Raw genomic sequence first — 19448 nt, forward strand, 5'->3', positions numbered from 1 at the left:
TGAAGATCAAGAATCGGCCAGGCAGAGCGTCATTCGAGCAACATAATTCCAATGACACGTGCGGGCCAGATTATGCCCGCGCGACTGTGGCTTCAAGGTACGCAGCAGATAAAGTTCATACAAGTGTTTAATCGCCGGCCAGCGCCCGGTGCGACGACGTGCCGCTGAACGGTCGCTGACAAGCGATCCAGACCACGCGCAGCAACTGGTAAACACTCAGGATCGTCATGGCGATGAAGAAGAGCAGACTCCACTCGGGCAGGCTCAAGTCGAACAGCGTCCAGGAAATCTGTGCGCATTCGGCCGCACCTTTGAACATCTGCTGCACCACATAAACCAAGGGGGTGCTTGCGAACGGGTCCGCCAGACTGAGCGAGCATACTGACAGCTGTTGCACCGGATCGCCTTGCAACAACACCTGACGCCACGCCGTCACCGTACCCGCCAGGCTGCACAACAGACCGAGCAGCCAATACAGGAACGAGCCGACGCGACCGGGGCCATGAACCGCAGCCATCAGGCAGGCCCCCGTGAGAATCGTCAGGCAAAACCGCTGTAAAAGGCACAGCCCGCAGGGCTTGAGGCCGACTGCATATTCCAGGTAGTAGGAAACGCCCAACGCCAGCGCGCCGGCAATGAAAACCATGAAAAACAAGGAGCGTGAGCAGGCCAACGACATGGCTTTTCCGTACCAGTAGAGACAAGTGGTTACGGTAGAGGAAAGCGCGCCAGCCTTTCAAGGCAAGCCAGCAAGGACACTTCAGCAGAAGTGTAGGGAATTCCCGACAGAAGCGAGAGGATCAGGTGTAGTCCTCTGTAGGACTCTGCCGTCGAGGCTCTACGAATGTAAGAAAACGTCGCTGCAAAACCTACTGCGTGGCGAGGGAGTTTGCCCCCTCGCCACACAATCAGGCATGAACCGGCGCCGGTAGCGGCGCGGCCAGCAAGCGTTCGTCCAGCAGGCCAAGGCCTTCCTGAAACAGCTGGTTGCTGCGCTCGGTGTCGCCCAATTGCGCCAGCAGCCGAGCCAGCTCGGCACAGGCTTCCGGGTTGCGCTGCACGCGCAGGCTGCTTTCCAGATAGTCCCGGGCCTTGCCCCACAAACTGTTTTGCAGACACAGACGACCAAGGGTCAGCAACAGGCTCGGGTCAGCCGGATGATCCTTGAGCCAGCCCTCGGCGGTCTGCAATTGACGCGCAGAGTCACTGCCGCGAACCAGCCCGTAAAGGCGTGCCAGATGGCTGTCGTAGTTGCGCTTGAGCGCCGTTCGCAGGACCTCTTCGGCCTCAACCTGCGCGCCCAGTTGCCGAAGTTGCTCGGCATACGCCAATACCAGTTGCGGTTCCTGGCGCTGAGCCGAGGTGAGTTGTTGCCAGGCGCGGTTGAGCGATTGCAAACCCACCGTCCCGTCTTCTTCCTGACGCGCAGCCAGGGACAGGTTTTCGCCCCAGGCCCGGCGCTCAAGTTCGGCCAGCTCGGCCGCCGGCAGGACCTTGTCCTTGCGCAGCTCCGGCAGCAGGCGAATCACCGCCGACCAGTCGCCACGCTGCTGATGCAAGCGTTGCAACTGGCGCAAGGTCTGTACGTTGTGAGGGTGACGCTCATGCATCGCCTGCAACGTCGACAGGGCGCCGTCGGTGTCGCCACGGTCGGTCTGCAATTGGGCGTGACTCAGGGCAATCGCCAACTCGGCCTGAGGCTGTCGCTCCAGTGCGCGCTCCAGCAGGTTGTCGCTTTCTTCGTAATGACCTTGTTCGTTCGCCGCGCGGGCAGCGCCGAGGTAGTAAAGCAGCGGCTGGCGCTCGGCTTCGGCGGCGCGATGCAGATGACGCTTCGCGCTGGCCCAGCGACCCTCAGCCAAATCCAACTGACCGTGCTCGATCGCCACTTGCACCCGACGACTGCGATTGCGCCGCGACCATGGGTTGACCACGCCGCTGGAGGTCGTCACCAATTCGATCAACGCCTTGATGCCCCAGAACACCAGCCACAGCACCGCCACCAGCGCCAAGGTGGCCCACAGGCTCGATTCGAAACGGAAGCTCTTGTAGGCGATCAGCACGTAGCCGGCATGCTCGGCAATCGCCAGTCCCAGCGCGGCGGCAACGGCGATGGCCAGAAACACGATCACATAGAGGCGTTTCATGGCGTGGCCTCCTGCACGGTGCTTGCGGCAGGTTTGGCCATGGGTTTGATCGAGTCCTCGGCGTTGACATTACGTCGCTCGAGATAGCCCTGAACCGCGCTCAGCGTGCCGGTCAGGTCCGGCGTGACCACGGTGACCGGCTGCTTGCTCAGTTCGCCAACCTGTTCGAGCATCACTTTGCTCTGCGGGTTGTCCGGGTTGAAATTACCCTTGAGCACGTCCCGCGCCTCGGCCAGCGCCTGGGTGTAGACCGCAGCCTGACCATTGAGCGCCGCCCACTGCGCCTGCTCCAGCGCCAGGCTCAAGGCCAGGCGCACCTGGCTCAGGCTTTGCCCTGCCAGCAGCGGACGGACATTTTTATCGGCATTGAAATCGATACGGATGTAACGCGAGATCTGATCCCACCACTGCGCCCAACGACTGGCGCCGTCGCCATCGGCGGTCAGGCCCAGCAGCGAATCACCCCGGTCCTTGTACTCGGGAGCCAGCTCGGTGAGGCTGACCACCTGATCGCGCAGCGCACCCAGTCGCAGGAACAGGCCGGTGCGATCCGGCTGTTCGGTACTGCGCAAGGCGACCAGGGTTTTCGCCACTTGCTCGCGAGCGGCAAAGGAACCCGGATCGTTCTGTTCGCGAAGAATTTCGTCGGCGCCCTGCACCAGGGCCTGAGCGCTGTTGATGTCCTGCAACGCCGAAAGCCGCAGGCTGGCCAGGCGCAGCAAGTGTTCGGCCTCAGCCAGGCGCCAGTCCTTGCGGCTGGCGCCGAGGACGGTTTCCAGACGTTGATTCAAACGCTGCTGATCGCCTTGCAGTTGAATCACCAGGCGGCTGCGGGCGTCGAGCTCTTCGGCGGCAGGCATTTGCTCAAGGCGTGCGCTAAGGCGCTGTTCGTTGAGCTTCAGGCTTTGCGCCTGATCGTTCAACGCCTGCACCTGACTCAACTGCTCCTGCGTATTGGCTTGCAGGTGACGCACCTGCCAGACACCCCAACCGCCCACCGCCACACCGGCGGCGCCCAGCAACAGCGCGACGATTGCCAGCCCATTGCCTCGGCGCTGCTCTGCAGCAGGTGGCGCACTTTCTACCGGTGCATCTACCGGCGCATCGATCAATGGCCGGGAGTCATCTTTAGGCAAGGCTGTTTCGCTCACGTATCCATCCTTTGCATTAGAGAACGGGTTCGGGATGCTCCCGTAACACCGTCAGCAAAGCCGTGGCACTCGCGCCACGACAATCCACAACTGTTTGGGCCCCGGCGGCACGTGCCAGCTCGGCGACCCTGGGGCTTGGTACAAACAACGGCAACTGCGCCAACTGTGGCCAGGCATCGCCGGCCAATTGATACAGATGCTCAAAACCCTGTCCACTGCTGACCACCAGCCCGTTCAAGCGTTCCGCCTTGATCCGCCCTGGCAGTGTTGCCGGCGGATACTGTGGAAGCTTGCGGCGATACAACTCCAGATAGTCGACACTAGCACCAAGCTCGCGCAAACGCTCTGCGAGCAACTCGCGGCCCCCCTCCCCACGCAGGATCAGCACCCGTGGATCAGGCTGCTCGACAGCCTCGCGCAACGACGCAAGCTCCAGCAAGGCTTCGCTGTCATCACCTTCGGCCGGGAAACTCACGTCCAACCCGTGTTCATCAAGGATCTGCGCCGTCGCCGCGCCCACGCTGAACCACTTCAGGCGCGGTGCTTGCGGCCAGTACTGGTCGACCAGGTCCACCGCGATTCTGGCGGCGGGCTTGCTGACCACGATCACGGCGCAATAACGATCCAGATCCTGAATCACCTGGCGCATTGTGGCAGAGGCCGGAATCGGTGCAATTTCCAAAAGCGGCAAACTGCTGCTGAAAATCCCCGCTTCGGCCAACACAGCGCTCAGCGCCGCCGACTCATCCGCCGGACGCGTCAGCAGCAGGCGCCAGCCCGTCACTCGTGACCTGCCTCACCGTAGACCGCTTTCAGAATGTCGTTGGCACCCTGGCTCAGAAGGTCTTCGGCCACTCGCACACCCAGTGCTTCGGCATCGCCGCGCGGCGCACGGGCTTCGGCGCTGAGCAGCAGACCGCCGCTCGGATCGCCCACCAGGCCACGCAGCCAGATCTGCTCGCCTTCCAGCACGGCGTAGCAGGCGATCGGCACCTGGCAACCGCCATTCAGATGTTTGTTGAGGGCACGTTCGGCGGTGACACGGGTGGCCGTGTCCTGATGGTGCAGCGGCGCGAGCAAGGCGTGAATTTCGCGGTCGGCGGAGCGGCATTCGATGCCTACGGCACCTTGGCCACCGGCGGGCAGGCTGTCATCGACGCTGATCGCCGAGGTGATGCGATCCTCGAAGCCCAGTCGAATCAGGCCGGCCGCCGCGAGGATGATGGCGTCGTATTCGCCGGCATCGAGCTTGGCCAGGCGCGTGTTGACGTTACCGCGCAGGAAGCGGATTTCCAGGTCCGGGCGACGGGTCAGCAACTGAGCCTGACGGCGCAGGCTGGATGTGCCGACGATGCTGCCTGACGGCAATTCGTCCAGGCTGGTATAGGTATTGGAGACGAAGGCATCGCGCGGGTCTTCTCGCTCGCAGATGCAGAACAGACCAAGGCCTTCCGGGAAGTCCATCGGCACGTCTTTCATGGAATGCACGGCGATGTCGGCTTCATTTTCCAGCAGCGCGGTTTCCAGCTCCTTGACGAACAGGCCCTTGCCGCCGATTTTCGACAGCGGCGAGTCAAGTAGCTTGTCGCCGCGACTGACCATGGGCACCAACGTCACGAGCAGCCCCGGATGGGCCTCTTCCAGACGGGCTTTGACGTATTCGGCCTGCCACAGGGCGAGAGCACTTTTGCGGGTGGCGATGCGGATTTCGCGAGAGGACATGGATCAATCCGTACTGAATAGATACGGCAGATAATAACAGCTCAACCAAATCCGCTTTGACTTGAATCAGGAATTGCCTGGCCTCCCTGGCCCCGGACGTCCGGCAATCGGGTGAGAAATTCGCCTGCGGGTGGCGAATTAAAGCTGTTGCATCATTTTGCGCACACCGGCCACATGGCGTCGGCTGACGATCAGGGCGTCACCGTTCAGGCCTTTGAGGAACAGCTGAAAATGCCCCAGTGGCGTGCGTTGCAGGCGCTCGATGCGTTCGCGGGCGACCAGAGCGTTGCGGTGGATCCGCACGAAACGGTCGCCGAATTCATCTTCAAGGGCCTTGAGCGGCTCATCCAGCAGCACTTCGCCGCCTTCATGGCGCAAGGTCACGTATTTGTGATCCGCAATGAAGTAGACCACCTGCCCCAACGGGATCAGTTCAATACCTTTACGGGTACGGGCGCTGATATGGCTGCGCGGGCCGCTGCCGGTTTCGGCAGCGGGACGGGTCAAAGCCGCGAGCTGGACGCGATTGGGGCGTTCGGCTTTTTTCAACGCATCATGCAATTGTTCTGTACGCACAGGTTTCACCAGATAGCCTACGGCGCTGGCCTGTAAGGCTTCCACGGCAAATTCATCGGGACCTGTGCAAAACACCACGGCGGGCGGGGTTTCGCGTTCGCACAATCGTGCAGCCACTTGCAGGCCATCGAGGCCCGGCATGCGGATATCGAGCAGCACGATATCCGGTTTGTGGCTGTCGATCAGTGCCAACGCTTCTTCGCCGTTCGTGGCGCTCGGCTCCAGGACACTGTATCCCTCGAGTTCGCCGACCATTCGGCTCAGGCGCTCGCGGGCAAGGGGTTCGTCATCAACGATCAGGACATTCATATTGCGCTGGATTCCTGCGTGAGTCTCGCACAAGGATAGCGTAGACAGGTGAAGTGACGTCTGTCACCGCGATCCACGCTAAGACTAGCGCGAGGGCCAAAAAGTGCCGCCCGTCCGACTGCTAAATTTTTATTTGCCGGGCAATTGGCGGTTGGCGAGGCATCGCCGTAGGGTTTGCTGATACACAATATGAACACCCCCTCTTCTTATCGTCCGCTGCAGCGCCAGGAAGTGCGCTGATCCTACTGTCCAACTGTAGACGGTTGCCGGCACGTTATTGCTCAATTGAAAAATATCGTTGCGCAATTTCCACAATGCCTGCCTTGAGTATGGGTCGACGCATGAGAAAAAAACGTGTCGACCAGTGTCAGCGACAGGATTGGCAACCCTGTTATTATCCGCCGCAGCTTTCAACGCCATCTTTCTTCAGCCGATACGAGCGAATTCATGAGCACTGACAAGACCAATCAGTCCTGGGGCGGCCGCTTCAGTGAACCCGTCGACGCCTTCGTCGCCCGCTTCACCGCCTCCGTCACTTTCGACCAGCGCCTGTATCGCCACGACATCATGGGCTCGATCGCCCACGCCACCATGCTGGCCAAGGTCGGCGTGCTGACCGATGCCGAGCGCGACAGCATCACCGATGGCCTGAAGACCATCCAGGGTGAAATCGAGGCCGGCCAGTTCGACTGGCGCATCGACCTCGAAGACGTGCACATGAACATCGAGGCGCGTCTGACCGACCGCATCGGCGTGACCGGTAAAAAGCTGCACACCGGCCGCAGCCGTAACGACCAGGTCGCCACCGACATTCGCCTGTGGCTGCGTGACGAGATCGATCTGATTCTGGGCGAAATCACCCGCCTGCAAAAAGGCCTGCTGGAACAGGCCGAGCGCGAAGCCGGCAGCATCATGCCGGGCTTCACTCACCTGCAAACCGCGCAGCCGGTGACCTTCGGGCACCACATGCTGGCCTGGTTCGAAATGCTCAGCCGCGACTACGAGCGCCTGGTCGACTGCCGCAAGCGCACCAACCGCATGCCGCTGGGCAGTGCCGCGCTGGCGGGCACCACGTACCCGATCGACCGCGAATACACCGCACAACTGCTGGGCTTCGATGCCGTGGGCGGCAACTCGCTGGACAACGTATCCGATCGTGACTTCGCCATCGAGTTCTGCTCGGCCGCGAGCATCGCGATGATGCACTTGTCGCGGTTCTCCGAAGAGCTGGTGCTGTGGACCAGCGCGCAGTTCCAGTTCATCGATCTGCCGGACCGCTTCTGCACCGGCAGCTCGATCATGCCGCAAAAGAAAAACCCGGACGTGCCAGAGCTGGTTCGCGGCAAGACCGGTCGCGTCTTCGGCGCACTGATGGGCCTGCTGACCCTGATGAAAGGCCAGCCATTGGCCTACAACAAGGACAACCAGGAAGACAAGGAACCGCTGTTCGACGCCGCCGACACCCTGCGCGACTCGCTGCGGGCCTTTGCCGACATGATTCCGGCGATCAAACCCAAGCACGCGATGATGCGCGAAGCGGCGCTGCGCGGTTTCTCCACCGCCACCGACCTGGCCGACTATCTGGTGCGTCGCGGCCTGCCATTCCGTGACTGCCACGAAATCGTTGGCCATGCCGTGAAGTACGGCGTGGAAAGCGGTAAAGACCTGGCGGAAATGAGCCTGGAAGAGCTGCGCAAGTTCAGCGACCAGATCGATCAGGACGTGTTCGCCGTGCTGACCCTCGAAGGTTCGGTGAACGCCCGCAACCACATTGGCGGGACCGCTCCGGCGCAGGTCAAGCAGGCGGTGGCTCGCGGCCAGGCGCTGCTCGCCAGCCGTTAAACGGTCTCTGTAACACCTGAGCTCGATGGCTGAACGGCCATCGAGCTTTTTTATGCTCAGGCTGTCGCGCGCCCAACGGCTCCCACCCGCTGCAAAAAGGCAGGCGCTTCGGCCAGCCGGTCAGCGGCGACTTTTTGTACATTCGGGTTATCCGCCAGGCGCTCCAGCAACGCTTTGGCGCCGGGCATGTCGTCGAGGAAATCGACGTTGAACAAACGCTTTCCGACGTCAACAGCCAGATCGACGCTGTAAAGAAAGTACAAATCGGCCAGGGTGAACTGTTCACCCGCCACGTACGGTGCAAACCGCGCCCGGTGTTTCAGGGCGGCAAATCCCTTGATCAGGTCTCGCTCGGATTTGGCCTTCAGCGCCTCGGGGGTCGGCCTGCCACCAAAGAACACCTCGACATAACAGACTCGCGCCGGCAGTTCGATATACAACTCGATCTCCTTGGCCATGGCTCGAACGCCTGCCCTTTCAAATGGCGATTGCGGCAACAGTGAAATGCCCGGTTGAGTCTCTTCGATGAAATCGAGGATCGCGTCCGTTTCGCTCAAGAACCCTTGTTCGGTTTCCAGTACCGGCACTTTCCCGCGTGGGCTGACCGCCAGGATGTCCGGGTTCTGGCATCCATGAAACGGAACCGTTTCAAACGGCACGCCTTTCTCCAGGAGTGCCAGTTTGACCATGTTGAAATAATTGCTGGCCGCAAAGCCATACAGTTTGAGCATCGTCGGGTCTCCTTGACCGTGGAAGTTTCCTGATCGGAAACGATCGATGCTCAAAGTAACCAATACCCGGGGCCGTGAAAGAACCCTGTTATTACCGAGTAAGACGCAAATGTCTGAACGGCCCGTCGGACAAGGGCGACGGCCATATGGGACAAAAGATTGCGAATCTTCTGACACACAATGGCCGCCACTTCTTTATTTCTTGGACGCCACCATCGCCAGGAACGCTGGCATCGCCGCATCCTTGTCCGCCGCAACCCGCTGCACGTTCGGGTTCTGCTCCAGGCGCTCGAGCAATGCCTTGGCCGCTGGCATGTCTGCCAACAGGTCAACACCAAACAGCTTGTGGCCCACCGCACAGGCCAGCGGCACGCTGTACAGGAAGTACAAATCCGCAATGCTCAGGCTGTCGCCTGCAACATAAGGGGCAAACTTGCCGTGCCGTTCAAGCGAGGCAAAACCCAGCAGCAATTCGGTTTTGGTCTTGTCCTTGATGGCGCCGGGTAAAGGCGAGCCGAAAAATGCTTCGCCATAACAGGCACGAGCCGGCAGCTCGATGTACAGCTCGATTTCCTTGGCCAGCGCCAGGACCTGTGCGCGCTCGAAGGGATCGCTCGGCAGCAGCGGCGTGCCTTTCTGGCTCTGCTCGATGTACTCGAGAATCACCGAGGTTTCGTTGACGAACCCTTGCTCGACGCGCAGCACCGGCACCTTGCCACGCGGGCTGATGGCCAGCGCCTCAGGGCTCTGCCCCGCATAAAACGGCACTTCCTCGAACGGCAGTCCTTTCTCCAACAGCGCCAGTTTCACCATGTTGTAGTAGTTACTGACGGAAAATCCATAAAGCTTGAGCATCACGAAGCCTCCAGGCCGTGCGGGGTTGGCAGTGCCTGTTTATAGAACGCCCGGGCGTTTCTCGCCAGCAGCATCACAGCGCTGAATGCAGGTAAACTGCCCGCCTTAACTTGAGGAGCCTGCCATGAGCGAGCCAACCGACATCGATAGCGACGAAGAAGAATTCACCGAAAACACCCTGATCGAAGCGATCGAAAACCAGATCGAGAGCGACAACCCGCCAGCCGCCAAGGCGACCTTCAACAAGTTGACTCTGGTGGGTTACGAGCGTGAGGAAATCCTCAACCTGATGGCTCACGTTTTAGCGGTAGAAATCGACGCGATCCTCGAAGAAGACCGCGCGTTCAACACCGAATGGTACGAAGCGGCACTGCGTGCCTTGCCGGAATTGCCGCCGGAAAAGAAGTAAACATTGCTCCAATGTAGGAGCGAGGCTTGCCCGCGAAGAACGAAAACGCGGTTCCTCAGGTACACCGCGGTGAGGCATTCGCGGGCAAGCCTCGCTCCTACAGGTAATCAATGCATCGTTCTTTTGAACCCTGACTACACTGGTACGCACCCCGCTGCCGGGGAATGCTTCCCGAAGAGAAAAAACCCTGTCGTGAGCACTGGACATGCCGCGCGAGTGGGATCACCTTAGGGGCGCTGTTGTCCAATTCCTAGAAAGTCTGGAGTCCTTATGTCGCTTACCCCTGAGTTGGTTGCCGAACTGGAAATCCTCGCACTCTTCAACCTGGACAGTTCCCAGGAAGGTTTGAAAATTCATCAGACCGCTGCCCCGAAAGCCATAGCTGCCGCTCAACGCCTGTTCGAAAAAGAACTGATCGACCAACCCGATGGCGGTTATCTGACCAGCCTGGGTCGTGATGCCGCGCAAAGTGTGCAAACCGTTCTCACCATTCTGAGCGTCCAGGAAACAGCCTGACCCACCGTATCGCCCACGGAAACCCCCGCTACGGGATTTCCGCGGGCACTCTTCGATACGAACTGTCGCCCAACGATAGAAATCTGACGCCAAAAAAACAAAATCAGCCTGAATATCCCGGGGCCGAGGCGCTAAACTGCCCCTCATCCTGAGATCCTCCACGTCCGAGCCCTGCGAGCCGGTTTGAGCTGACATGACCCGCACCCATGAAATCCGCCCCGATCTGGACGAGGGAATCGACCGCAAGGTTCTCGGTCAGTTGCGCGCACGTTTTCTGAAGCTCAACGAGGGCCGCATGGCGCGGGCCATGGAAGGGCTGTCGACCCGCCAGCAAGGGGTGCTGACCCTGCTGCCGCTGTTTTTCCATGTCAATCATCCGCTGTTGCCGGGTTACGTTTCCGGAAGCACGCCCGCCGGGCTGTCGAACTTCGAGCCTGACGCCAACGCCCTGGCCGAAGCCCAGCGCCTGACCCGCTCGTTTTCATACAAGCCGCGCCACGGCAGCAATCCACCGCGACCGATTCACGGCCTGTTCCTGATGGGCAGCCTCGGCACCCTGGCGCAGGCCGATCAAAGCGACATGGACGTGTGGGTCTGTCACGCACCGGACTTGAGCGAAAGCGAACTCAACGAGCTGCGTAAAAAGTGCCAGTTGCTCGAAACCTGGGCCGCGAGCCAGGGCGCCGAGGCGCACTTTTTCCTGATCGACCCGGCCCGCTTCGTGCTCGGCGAGCGGGATAATCAACTCAGTTCGGAAGACTGCGGCACCACCCAGCATTACCTGCTGCTGGACGAGTTCTACCGCACGGCGATCTGGCTGGCTGGCCGTACGCCGATCTGGTGGCTGGTGCCGGTGTACGAAGAGGCCGCGTACGACCGCTACACCCACACGCTGCTGTCCAAACGTTTCATCCGTGCCGACGAAACCCTGGACCTGGGGCATCTGGCGTACATCCCGCCCGGCGAGTTCATCGGTGCCGGGCTCTGGCAGTTGTTCAAAGGGATCGAGTCACCCTACAAGTCGGTGCTCAAGCTGTTGCTGACTGAGGTCTACGCCAGCGAACACCCCAGGGTTCAATGCCTGAGCCTGCGTTTCAAGCAAGCGGTGTTCGCCAACCAGCTCGACCTCGATGAGCTGGACCCGTACGTCGTGGTTTACCGGCGAATCGAGGAATACCTCACCGCCCGTGGCGAATCGGAGCGCCTGGAGCTGGTGCGGCGCGCGCTGTACCTGAAGGTCAATCGTAAACTCACCGGCGGCAGCCGCACCCAGAGTTGGCAGCGCTCGTTGCTTGAACGCCTGGCCCACGAATGGCATTGGGATCAGCGTCAACTGGCGCTGCTTGATAGCCGTAGCCAATGGAAAGTCCGGCAGGTCAGCTCCGAACGCCGGGCGTTGGTCAACGAACTGAATTACAGCTACCGCTTTTTGACGGAGTTTGCCCGCAGCGAACAGACCGTCAGCCTGATCAACAAGCGCGACCTCAACGTGCTGGGCCGACGTCTGTACGCAGCGTTCGAGCGCAAGGCCGACAAAGTCGAGTTCATCAATCCGGGCATCGCCCCGGACCTGGCCGAAGACACCCTGACGTTGGTGCATGCGCCAGACAAAAAAGAATCGGGGCAAACCCAGTGGGGCTTGTACAACGGCAGCCTGACCGCCCTCGAGTGGGAGCATTTCGCACCGATCAAGCGCAGCCGCCAACTACTGGAACTGCTGACCTGGTGCCATCGCAACGGCGTGATCGATAGCAGCACGCGCCTGGCGCTGCATCCCGGCGACAGTGACCTGAGCGAATTCGAACTGTTCAACCTGCTCGGCAGCCTGCAACAGAGCATCGCCCTGCCCCTGCCCACAGTCGCCGAAGAACCGCTGCTGCGCGCCAGCGTGCCGAGCGAAGTGCTGATTCTGGTGAACGTCGGCGTCGATCCGCTCAAGCATCACCGCGACCTGAACATTCTGATGACCACCGAGCGCACTGACTCGCTGAGTTACGCCGGGGTCCGCGAGAACCTGGTGCTGACCCTGGATCAGGTCACGCTCAACAGCTGGAACGAGGTATCGGTCAATCGCTTCGATGGCCCTCACGCCCTGCTCGACTGCCTGCGCGATTACCTCAACAACCTGCCGAACGGCCCACAACAACCCAAGTTGCGGGTGCGTTGCTTCTGCCACAACCGCGCGCAGTTCATCGCGCAACGGGTCGAGGAAGTGATCGACACCGCGCAGAACCTGCTGCTGAGCAAACTCAATCATCGCTACCTGATTCAGGTCCAGCAGCATTATCACGTGCTGGAATTGGTGCCGGGGCAAGTCAATCACGTCGCCCTCGCCACCCTGCCGGCGCTGTTCGACTACCTCGGCGAAGAGCTGGCGAGCTACAGCCCGCTGCACCTGGACCCGATGGCGCTGGAAGATCAGGACCTCGCACTGATTCTGCCCATGGGTCAGCCCGAGTGCATTCAGGTGTTCTACCGAATTCAGGATGACCAGGCCGATCTGTACGTGCTGGATGAATTCAATGCCTTGTGGCAGCAGCGCTTGCCCTATCACGACGAACAAAGCCTGCTGGTGCCGTTGCAACGCTTCCTGCAATCGATCCAGTACCGACGCGATGCCTTGCTGCCGATGGACGCCGCCCAGCCACTGAGCCTCGACACGCTCTATTACCAACTGCTGCCGTCGGGTCCCGGACGAGCGCGCCGGGTCGAAGCCCGACTCGCGCCGCAAACTCCGGTCAACAAGCCGTTCTATGATGTGCAGGCGATCGTCGGCAAAGCCGCACCGGGCAAGGTGCAAGTCACGTTGTATTGCAATCAGCGGGAATTTTCAGAGCTGGAGCATGGCGACCAACTGTTCAGTGTGGTCGCCCGGGAAATCGTCGAGCAGCGCCGTGAAACCGATCGCTATCGCTGCTACATCACCGACCTGGACCTGTCGGGTCTGCTCGGTGATGGTCAGAGCTCAAGCAATTTGTACCTGCGCTACAAGGCCGATCTGGAGCGCGCATTGAATGACGCGCTCGAGCTGGTCTGAGGCAAGTTATTCCGGGAAGGGGCCGCCATTGGCTGGCTGCGATTCGACTTCAAGCAGGGTCAGCTTGAGGGTTTTGCCGCCCGGAGCGGGCCAATCGATGTGCTGGCCAACCTTCAGGCCCAGCAGTGCGCTACCGACAGGCGCCAGAATGGAGATCTTGCCTTCGTCCGCGTTGGCATCCTTGGGGTACACCAACGTCAGGTGATAGTCCTTGCCGCTGCTTTCTTCGCGGCAATGCACTCTGGAATTCATGGTCACGACATCGGCGGGCACTTCATCGTGACCGACCACGGTATCGGCGCGATCCAGTTCGGTTTGCAGCGCGATAACGCCCGGCAGCGTGTCGTCCAGGCTGTCGATCAGGCGTTCCAGACGTTGAACGTCCAGACGAGTAAGGGTGATGGAAGGTGCGGTCATGATAGAGGCAGACTCCTTTCTTCTGCACAGAAAAAGCAAAACCCCGCCAGAAAAAGGCGGGGTTTTCACGAGCCTCGATGGGTTGAGGCGTTTCTGGACACTATCACAGCTCAAAAAATATACAAGCAGGGCCACATTTTGTAGGAGCGAGCTTGCTCGCGAAGAACGTGAGCGCGCCGCGCTCACCCAGACAGCCCTCGTCATCGTTAACGACCATCGCGAGCAGGCTCGCTCCTACAAGGGCTCGGCGTTGGCTTTGCGATGGGAGGCCTGGACGCAAATCGTGCGCCGGCGCTCATCATCGGCCGAGCGCCATTCGCGGATGTCTTCGACATGGCGAAAACACCCCAGGCAGACCTTCTGCTCATCCAGTCGACACACACCGCTGCACGGCGAAGGCACCGCCGGGCTGACATTGCTGTAAAGCGGCTTGGGCGGTCGAACAGGGGCCGGCTGGGTCACGATCTCACAGACCTTCGAAATCGAATTCAGCACCGGCCTGTTGCTGGACGATGCGCTCAAGCATCTCGCCGAGCTGCTCTTCGCTCTTGTCGCACATCCAGCGCTCGCTCTCTTCGTCGTAGTCGAAGTGGAAGCCACCCGACACCGCCGCCAGCCACAGCTGACGCAGGGGTTCCTGGCGGCTGAAGATCAACTGAGTGCCGTTTTCGAACTTGACGGTGAGCACACCGGCCGAGCTCTCCAGATCGATATCCAGGTCGCTGTCGTCAAAGATGTCCTCCAGGGTTTGCTGGGTGGCATCGACCAGATCGTGGAAACGCGCTTCGGACAAACTCATTACGGCAACCTCAAAAAGTGTCTGATCAGGCTCAAGCGCCGCAAGATACGGGCGAGCCCCGGTGATTGCAAAGGATAACGACCAAGGGCCGATTTAGGTACACCTGTGGGAGCGAGCCTGCTCGCGAAGAGGCCGGCACATTCAACATCATCGTCACCTGACACACCGCCATCGCGAGCAGGCTCGCTCCCACAGGGATTGCACCTTGCTAGCCGGCTTCATGCGAAGCCCCGCCGGACGGGACCCTGGTCGCATAGGCAAGCTGCCGGGTGGCCGGTATACTCCGGCGCAATTAACGCATTTTCAAGGATTTCGCCATGAAGCGCCTGATCTCTTCCTTTGCTGCGCTCGTCGCGGTCGCTTGTTTATTGTCGGCCTGTGGTCAAAAAGGCCCGCTGTACCTGCCTGACGACTCCCAGGACCCTGCCGAGCAGGCCAAGTCCTCGCAAAAGCAGCCGTCGAAAGCACACAAGCACGACGTCTACCAATAAGGGAACGCCATGGACGCTTTTAACTACCGTGACGGCGAGCTGTTCGCGGAAGGGGTTGCCCTGTCCACCATCGCCGAACGCTTTGGCACCCCGACTTACGTCTACTCCCGTGCCCACATCGAAGCCCAGTACCTGGCGTATGCCGATGCACTGGCCGGCATGCCGCACCTGGTCTGCTTCGCGGTCAAGGCCAACTCCAACCTGGGTGTGCTGAATGTCCTGGCGCGATTGGGCGCCGGTTTTGACATCGTCTCCCGTGGCGAGCTGGAACGCGTACTGGCCGCCGGCGGCAGCGCCGACAAGATCGTGTTCTCCGGTGTCGGCAAGACCCGTGACGACATGCGTCGCGCCCTGGAAGTCGGCGTGCACTGCTTCAACGTCGAGTCCACCGATGAGCTGGAACGCCTGCAAATCGTCGCCGCCGAGCTGGGCGTTCGCGCACCGATCTCGCTGCGTGTGAACCCGGACGTCGATGCCGGCACGCACCCGTACATTTCCACCGGTCTCAAAGAGAACAAGTTCGGCATCGCCATTGCCGACGCCGAAGACGTGTACGTGCGTGCCGCGCAGCTGCCGAACCTGGAAGTGGTCGGCGTCGATTGCCACATCGGTTCGCAACTGACCACCCTGCCGCCGTTCATCGACGCCCTCGACCGCCTGCTGGGCCTGGTCGACCGCCTCGGCGATTGCGGCATCTACCTGCGCCACATCGATCTCGGTGGTGGCTTGGGCGTGCGTTATCGCGATGAAGAGCCGCCATTGGCTGCCGACTACATCAAAGCCGTGCGCGAGCGTCTCGACGGTCGTGACCTGGCGCTGGTGTTCGAGCCGGGCCGCTTCATCGTCGCCAACGCCGGCGTGCTGCTGACTCAGGTCGAATACCTCAAGCACACCGAACACAAAGACTTTGCCATCGTCGACGCGGCCATGAACGACCTGATCCGCCCGGCGCTGTACCAGGCCTGGATGGACGTCACCGCCGTGCGCCCTCGCGCCACCGCCGCTCGTGCCTACGACATCGTCGGGCCGATCTGCGAGACCGGCGACTTCCTGGCCAAGGATCGTCAGCTGGCCCTCGAAGAAGGCGACCTGCTGGCTGTGCATTCGGCCGGCGCCTACGGGTTTGTCATGAGTTCCAACTACAACACCCGCGGCCGCGCCGCCGAAGTGTTGGTGGACGGTGATCAGGCATTTGAAGTGCGTCGCCGTGAGACGGTAGCCGAGTTGTTTGCTGGCGAAAGCCTGCTGCCGGAGTAAAACCATGCTGCTGCGTTTTACCAAGATGCACGGCCTGGGCAATGACTTCATGGTCCTCGACCTGGTCAGCCAGCACGCGCACATCCTGCCCAAGCATGCCAAGCAATGGGGCGATCGGCACACCGGCATCGGTTTCGACCAGTTGCTGATCGTCGAAGCGCCGAGTAACCCGGACGTGGATTTCCGCTATCGGATCTTCAACTCCGACGGTTCCGAAGTGGAACAGTGCGGCAACGGTGCGCGCTGTTTCGCCCGCTTCGTACTCGACAAGCGCCTGACCGCAAAACGGCAGATTCGCGTCGAAACCAAAAGTGGCATTATCGAGCTGGATATCCGCAGTGACGGCCAGATCAGCGTCGACATGGGCGCACCGCGCCTGGTGCCGGCCGACATTCCGTTCGTTGCCGACAGTCAGGCGCCGAGCTACTCGCTCGACGTCGACGGCACCACGGTGGAACTCGCCGCTGTGTCGATGGGCAATCCGCACGCCGTGCTGCGGGTCATCGATATCAACAACGCACCGGTGCATGAACTGGGGCCGAAAATCGAACATCACCCGCGCTTCCCGGCGCGGGTCAATGTCGGTTTTCTCCAGGTCATCGACCGGAACCGCGCGCAGCTGCGCGTCTGGGAACGTGGCGCCGGGGAAACCCAGGCCTGCGGCACCGGCGCCTGCGCTGCTGCAGTGGCCGCGATCAGCCAGGGGTGGATGGATTCGCCGCTATTGATCGACCTGCCCGGCGGGCGTCTGTCCATTGAATGGGCAGGCCCTGGCCAACCGGTGTTGATGACCGGCCCGGCAGTCCGTGTTTATGAAGGACAAGTACGTCTTTGAGTGAGTCAAACCCATGACCGACAAGCCCCAGGTTCCCGCCCTACAGCCCGACGAATCCCCTTCCGAAAGCCTTGAGGCGGCGGCGATTGCCGCGTACCTGGAGGCTCATCCGGATTTCTTCGTCGAGCACGAAGAACTGCTCCCGGCCCTGCGCATTCCGCACCAGCGAGGCGACACCATTTCGCTGGTCGAGCGCCAGATGACCATCCTGCGCGACCGCAATATCGAGTTGCGCCATCGCCTGTCGCACTTGATGGACGTGGCCCGCGACAACGACCGTCTCTTCGACAAGACCCGCCGCCTGATCCTCGCGCTGATGGACGCCACCAGCCTGGAAGATGTGGTGATCAGCGTCGAAGACAGTCTGCGTCAGGACTTTCAGGTGCCTTTTGTCAGCCTGATCCTGCTGGGCGATAACCCGATGCCGGTTGGCCGCTGGGTGACCCACGCCGACGCGCAAACGGCCATTGGCGGTTTGCTTTCGGAAGACAAAAGCGTCAGCGGCAGCCTGCGCGAGCATGAACTGGACTTCCTGTTCGGCGAAGAGCAGCGCAAGCAGATCGGCTCGACCGCTGTCGTCGCCATCAGCCATCAAGGCATTCTCGGCGTCCTGGCCATCGCCAGCCGTGATCCGCAGCACTACAAAAGCTCGGTCGGCACGCTGTTCCTCAGCTACATCGCCGAAGTCATGGGCCGCGTGCTGCCACGGGTCAACAGCTCTCTGCGCTCGGTACGCTGATCGTGGAACGGCAACTGGACGCTTACTGCGAACACCTGCGCAGTGAGCGGCAGGTGTCGCCCCATACGCTGTACGCCTACCGCCGCGACCTCGACAAAGTGTTGGGCTTCTGTGTCAAACAGAACATCGGCAGCTGGGCCGCGCTGGATATCCAGCGCCTGCGCAGCCTGATCGCCCGCCTGCATTCCCAGGGTCAATCGTCGCGCAGCCTGGCGCGCCTGCTCTCGGCCGTGCGTGGGCTCTATCATTATCTGAACCGCGAAGGTCTCTGCGATCACGACCCGGCCAATGGCCTGGCACCGCCGAAAGGCGAGCGGCGACTGCCGAAAACCCTCGACACCGACCGAGCCCTGCAACTGCTTGAAGGTGCGGTGGAGGATGATTTTCTGGCGCGTCGGGATCAAGCGATCCTGGAGCTGTTCTATTCCTCGGGCTTGCGGCTTTCGGAACTGACCGGGCTCAATCTCGATCAACTGGACCTGGCCGACGGCATGGTCCAGGTGCTCGGTAAAGGCAGCAAGACGCGCCTGTTGCCGGTCGGCCAAAAGGCCCGCGAAGCCCTGGAGTTGTGGCTGCCATTGCGCGCCATGACCAACCCGGCGGATGACGCCGTGTTTGTCAGCCAGCAAGGCCGGCGCCTCGGCCCTCGGGCGATTCAGGTGCGGGTCAAGGCCGCCGGTGAGCGTGAACTGGGGCAAAACCTGCATCCGCACATGTTGCGACACTCCTTCGCCAGCCACCTGCTGGAATCCTCGCAGGACCTGCGCGCGGTGCAGGAATTGCTCGGCCACTCGGACATCAAGACCACCCAGATCTACACCCACCTGGACTTCCAGCATCTGGCGACGGTTTACGACAGCGCCCATCCACGGGCCAAACGCATTAAGGGCGATGATTCATGACGATCCAATTGATCACCTTCGACCTCGACGACACCTTGTGGGATACCGCCCCGGTCATCGTCAGCGCCGAAGCCGTATTGCGTGAATGGCTGACCGAACATGCACCGAATCTGGGCGCGGTGCCGGTGGAGCATTTGTGGGGGATTCGCGAGCGCATTCTGGGCAGCGAACCGGGCCTCAAGCATCGAATCAGCGCCTTGCGTCGCCGGGTGCTTTTCCACGCACTGGAAGAAGCCGGTTACGGCCATGATCAGGCGTCAGACCTGGCCGATCAGAGTTTTGAAGTGTTTTTGCATGCCCGGCATCAGCTGGAAATCTTCCCGGAAGTCGAGCCGACACTGGAGACGCTGGCCAAACACTATGCGCTCGGCGTCGTCACCAACGGCAATGCCGATGTGCGCCGTTTAGGGCTGGCCGACTACTTCAAGTTTGCGCTGTGCGCCGAAGACATCGGCATCGCCAAACCGGACGCACGCCTGTTTCATGAGGCGCTGAAGCGTGGCGGCGCAACGGCCGCGACGGCGGTGCATATCGGCGACCATCCGGGTGATGACATTGCCGGGGCGCAGCAGGCGGGGTTGCGGGCGATCTGGTTTAACCCGCAGGGCAAATTGTGGGAAGCGCAGAAAGCGCCGGACGCCGAGATTCGCAGCCTGACCGAATTGCCGGCGTTGTTGGCTCGGTGGAATTCAATTTCGTAGCACCTTTGAGGC

The 19448-nt window shown here is 61.1% G+C and carries 21 protein-coding genes and 1 pseudogene; 10 read left to right on the top strand and 12 right to left on the bottom strand.

Annotation, left to right across the window (positions count from 1 at the left end; genetic code table 11):
- Positions 1-127 precede the first annotated feature (127 nt).
- The 7 genes and pseudogenes from PMI32_RS27555 to PMI32_RS30985 all read right to left on the bottom strand — a co-directional run.
- The gene (locus PMI32_RS27555; protein WP_008024335.1) at positions 128-679 is read right to left on the bottom strand and encodes a disulfide bond formation protein B; all 552 of its coding nucleotides are present in this window, start codon (positions 677-679) and stop codon (positions 128-130) included.
- 229 nt (positions 680-908) lie between these two features.
- Positions 909-2147, bottom strand: coding sequence for a heme biosynthesis protein HemY (locus PMI32_RS27550; RefSeq protein ID WP_008024337.1), 1239 nt, complete (start codon positions 2145-2147; stop codon positions 909-911).
- A complete protein-coding gene (locus PMI32_RS27545; RefSeq protein WP_008024340.1) occupies positions 2144-3298 on the bottom strand; it encodes a uroporphyrinogen-III C-methyltransferase in 1155 nt (384 codons plus the stop codon). Before PMI32_RS27545 ends, PMI32_RS27550 begins: the two co-directional genes overlap by 4 nt.
- Positions 3299-3314: 16 nt before the next feature.
- On the bottom strand, positions 3315-4082 hold the full coding sequence (locus tag PMI32_RS27540; protein WP_008024345.1) for a uroporphyrinogen-III synthase: 768 nt from the start codon (positions 4080-4082) through the stop codon (positions 3315-3317).
- On the bottom strand, positions 4079-5020 hold the full coding sequence (gene hemC, locus PMI32_RS27535; protein WP_008024347.1) for a hydroxymethylbilane synthase: 942 nt from the start codon (positions 5018-5020) through the stop codon (positions 4079-4081). The genes PMI32_RS27540 and hemC overlap by 4 nt, the downstream gene beginning before the upstream one ends.
- A gap of 138 nt (positions 5021-5158) precedes the next feature.
- Positions 5159-5905, bottom strand: a complete 747-nt coding sequence (locus PMI32_RS27530; protein WP_008024350.1) for a LytR/AlgR family response regulator transcription factor — start codon at positions 5903-5905, stop codon at positions 5159-5161.
- A pseudogene (locus PMI32_RS30985) lies at positions 5902-6111 on the bottom strand (sensor histidine kinase); the annotation flags it as partial. The gene PMI32_RS27530 and the pseudogene PMI32_RS30985, both read right to left, overlap by 4 nt.
- Before the next feature lie 241 nt (positions 6112-6352).
- Between PMI32_RS30985 and argH the strand changes: the two are divergent.
- A complete protein-coding gene (gene argH, locus PMI32_RS27525; protein ID WP_008024352.1) occupies positions 6353-7747 on the top strand; it encodes an argininosuccinate lyase in 1395 nt (464 codons plus the stop codon).
- 56 nt (positions 7748-7803) lie between these two features.
- Here argH and PMI32_RS27520 read toward each other — a convergent pair whose 3' ends face one another.
- Together PMI32_RS27520 and PMI32_RS27515 are read right to left on the bottom strand one after the other, a co-directional pair.
- Positions 7804-8478, bottom strand: a complete 675-nt coding sequence (locus PMI32_RS27520; RefSeq protein WP_008024354.1) for a glutathione S-transferase family protein — start codon at positions 8476-8478, stop codon at positions 7804-7806.
- 195 nt (positions 8479-8673) lie between these two features.
- Complete coding sequence (locus PMI32_RS27515) at positions 8674-9333, bottom strand: glutathione S-transferase family protein (protein ID WP_008024355.1); 660 nt, start codon at positions 9331-9333, stop codon at positions 8674-8676.
- A gap of 124 nt (positions 9334-9457) precedes the next feature.
- On the opposite strand from PMI32_RS27515, the gene PMI32_RS27510 reads away from it, so the two are divergent.
- The 3 genes from PMI32_RS27510 to PMI32_RS27500 all read left to right on the top strand — a co-directional run bounded on the left by PMI32_RS27510 (position 9458) and on the right by PMI32_RS27500 (position 13295).
- A complete protein-coding gene (locus PMI32_RS27510) occupies positions 9458-9742 on the top strand; it encodes a hypothetical protein (protein WP_008024357.1) in 285 nt (94 codons plus the stop codon).
- Between the two features lie 270 nt (positions 9743-10012).
- A complete protein-coding gene (locus tag PMI32_RS27505) occupies positions 10013-10258 on the top strand; it encodes a TIGR02647 family protein (RefSeq protein ID WP_008024358.1) in 246 nt (81 codons plus the stop codon).
- Between the two features lie 193 nt (positions 10259-10451).
- Positions 10452-13295 carry a class I adenylate cyclase gene (locus PMI32_RS27500; RefSeq protein ID WP_008024361.1) on the top strand — a complete coding sequence of 948 codons (2844 nt, stop codon included), beginning with the start codon at positions 10452-10454 and terminating at the stop codon, positions 13293-13295.
- A 6-nt stretch (positions 13296-13301) separates the two neighbouring features.
- Here PMI32_RS27500 and rnk read toward each other — a convergent pair whose 3' ends face one another.
- From rnk to cyaY, 3 genes are all read right to left on the bottom strand, one after another.
- Entirely contained in the window at positions 13302-13712 is a 411-nt protein-coding gene (gene rnk / locus PMI32_RS27495; protein WP_008024364.1) for a nucleoside diphosphate kinase regulator, read from the bottom strand.
- Positions 13713-13946: 234 nt separating this feature from the next.
- Positions 13947-14174: a DUF1289 domain-containing protein gene (locus PMI32_RS29450; RefSeq protein WP_081501740.1), complete on the bottom strand. Its 228-nt coding sequence runs from the start codon at positions 14172-14174 to the stop codon at positions 13947-13949.
- A gap of 4 nt (positions 14175-14178) precedes the next feature.
- A complete protein-coding gene (cyaY, locus tag PMI32_RS27490) occupies positions 14179-14511 on the bottom strand; it encodes an iron donor protein CyaY (protein WP_008024366.1) in 333 nt (110 codons plus the stop codon).
- A 317-nt stretch (positions 14512-14828) separates the two neighbouring features.
- On the opposite strand from cyaY, the gene lptM reads away from it, so the two are divergent.
- The 6 genes from lptM to PMI32_RS27460 are packed head-to-tail and all read left to right on the top strand — an operon-like array spanning position 14829 to position 19436.
- A complete protein-coding gene (gene lptM, locus PMI32_RS29455; RefSeq protein WP_008024369.1) occupies positions 14829-15002 on the top strand; it encodes an LPS translocon maturation chaperone LptM in 174 nt (57 codons plus the stop codon).
- Between the two features lie 9 nt (positions 15003-15011).
- Positions 15012-16259 (top strand): diaminopimelate decarboxylase, encoded by a 1248-nt coding sequence (lysA, locus tag PMI32_RS27480; RefSeq protein WP_008024371.1) that lies wholly within the window; start codon positions 15012-15014, stop codon positions 16257-16259.
- A gap of 4 nt (positions 16260-16263) precedes the next feature.
- Positions 16264-17094: a diaminopimelate epimerase gene (gene dapF, locus PMI32_RS27475; protein WP_008024374.1), complete on the top strand. Its 831-nt coding sequence runs from the start codon at positions 16264-16266 to the stop codon at positions 17092-17094.
- A 13-nt stretch (positions 17095-17107) separates the two neighbouring features.
- Positions 17108-17833: a DUF484 family protein gene (locus PMI32_RS27470; RefSeq protein ID WP_008024376.1), complete on the top strand. Its 726-nt coding sequence runs from the start codon at positions 17108-17110 to the stop codon at positions 17831-17833.
- A gap of 2 nt (positions 17834-17835) precedes the next feature.
- Complete coding sequence (xerC, locus tag PMI32_RS27465; RefSeq protein WP_008024378.1) at positions 17836-18735, top strand: tyrosine recombinase XerC; 900 nt, start codon at positions 17836-17838, stop codon at positions 18733-18735.
- Positions 18732-19436 (top strand): HAD family hydrolase, encoded by a 705-nt coding sequence (locus PMI32_RS27460; RefSeq protein ID WP_008024380.1) that lies wholly within the window; start codon positions 18732-18734, stop codon positions 19434-19436. Before xerC ends, PMI32_RS27460 begins: the two co-directional genes overlap by 4 nt.
- The last annotated feature ends 12 nt before the right edge of the window (positions 19437-19448 follow it).

Source organism: Pseudomonas sp. GM60 (assembly GCF_000282415.1).
In the GTDB taxonomy this organism is placed as follows: domain Bacteria; phylum Pseudomonadota; class Gammaproteobacteria; order Pseudomonadales; family Pseudomonadaceae; genus Aquipseudomonas; species Aquipseudomonas migulae.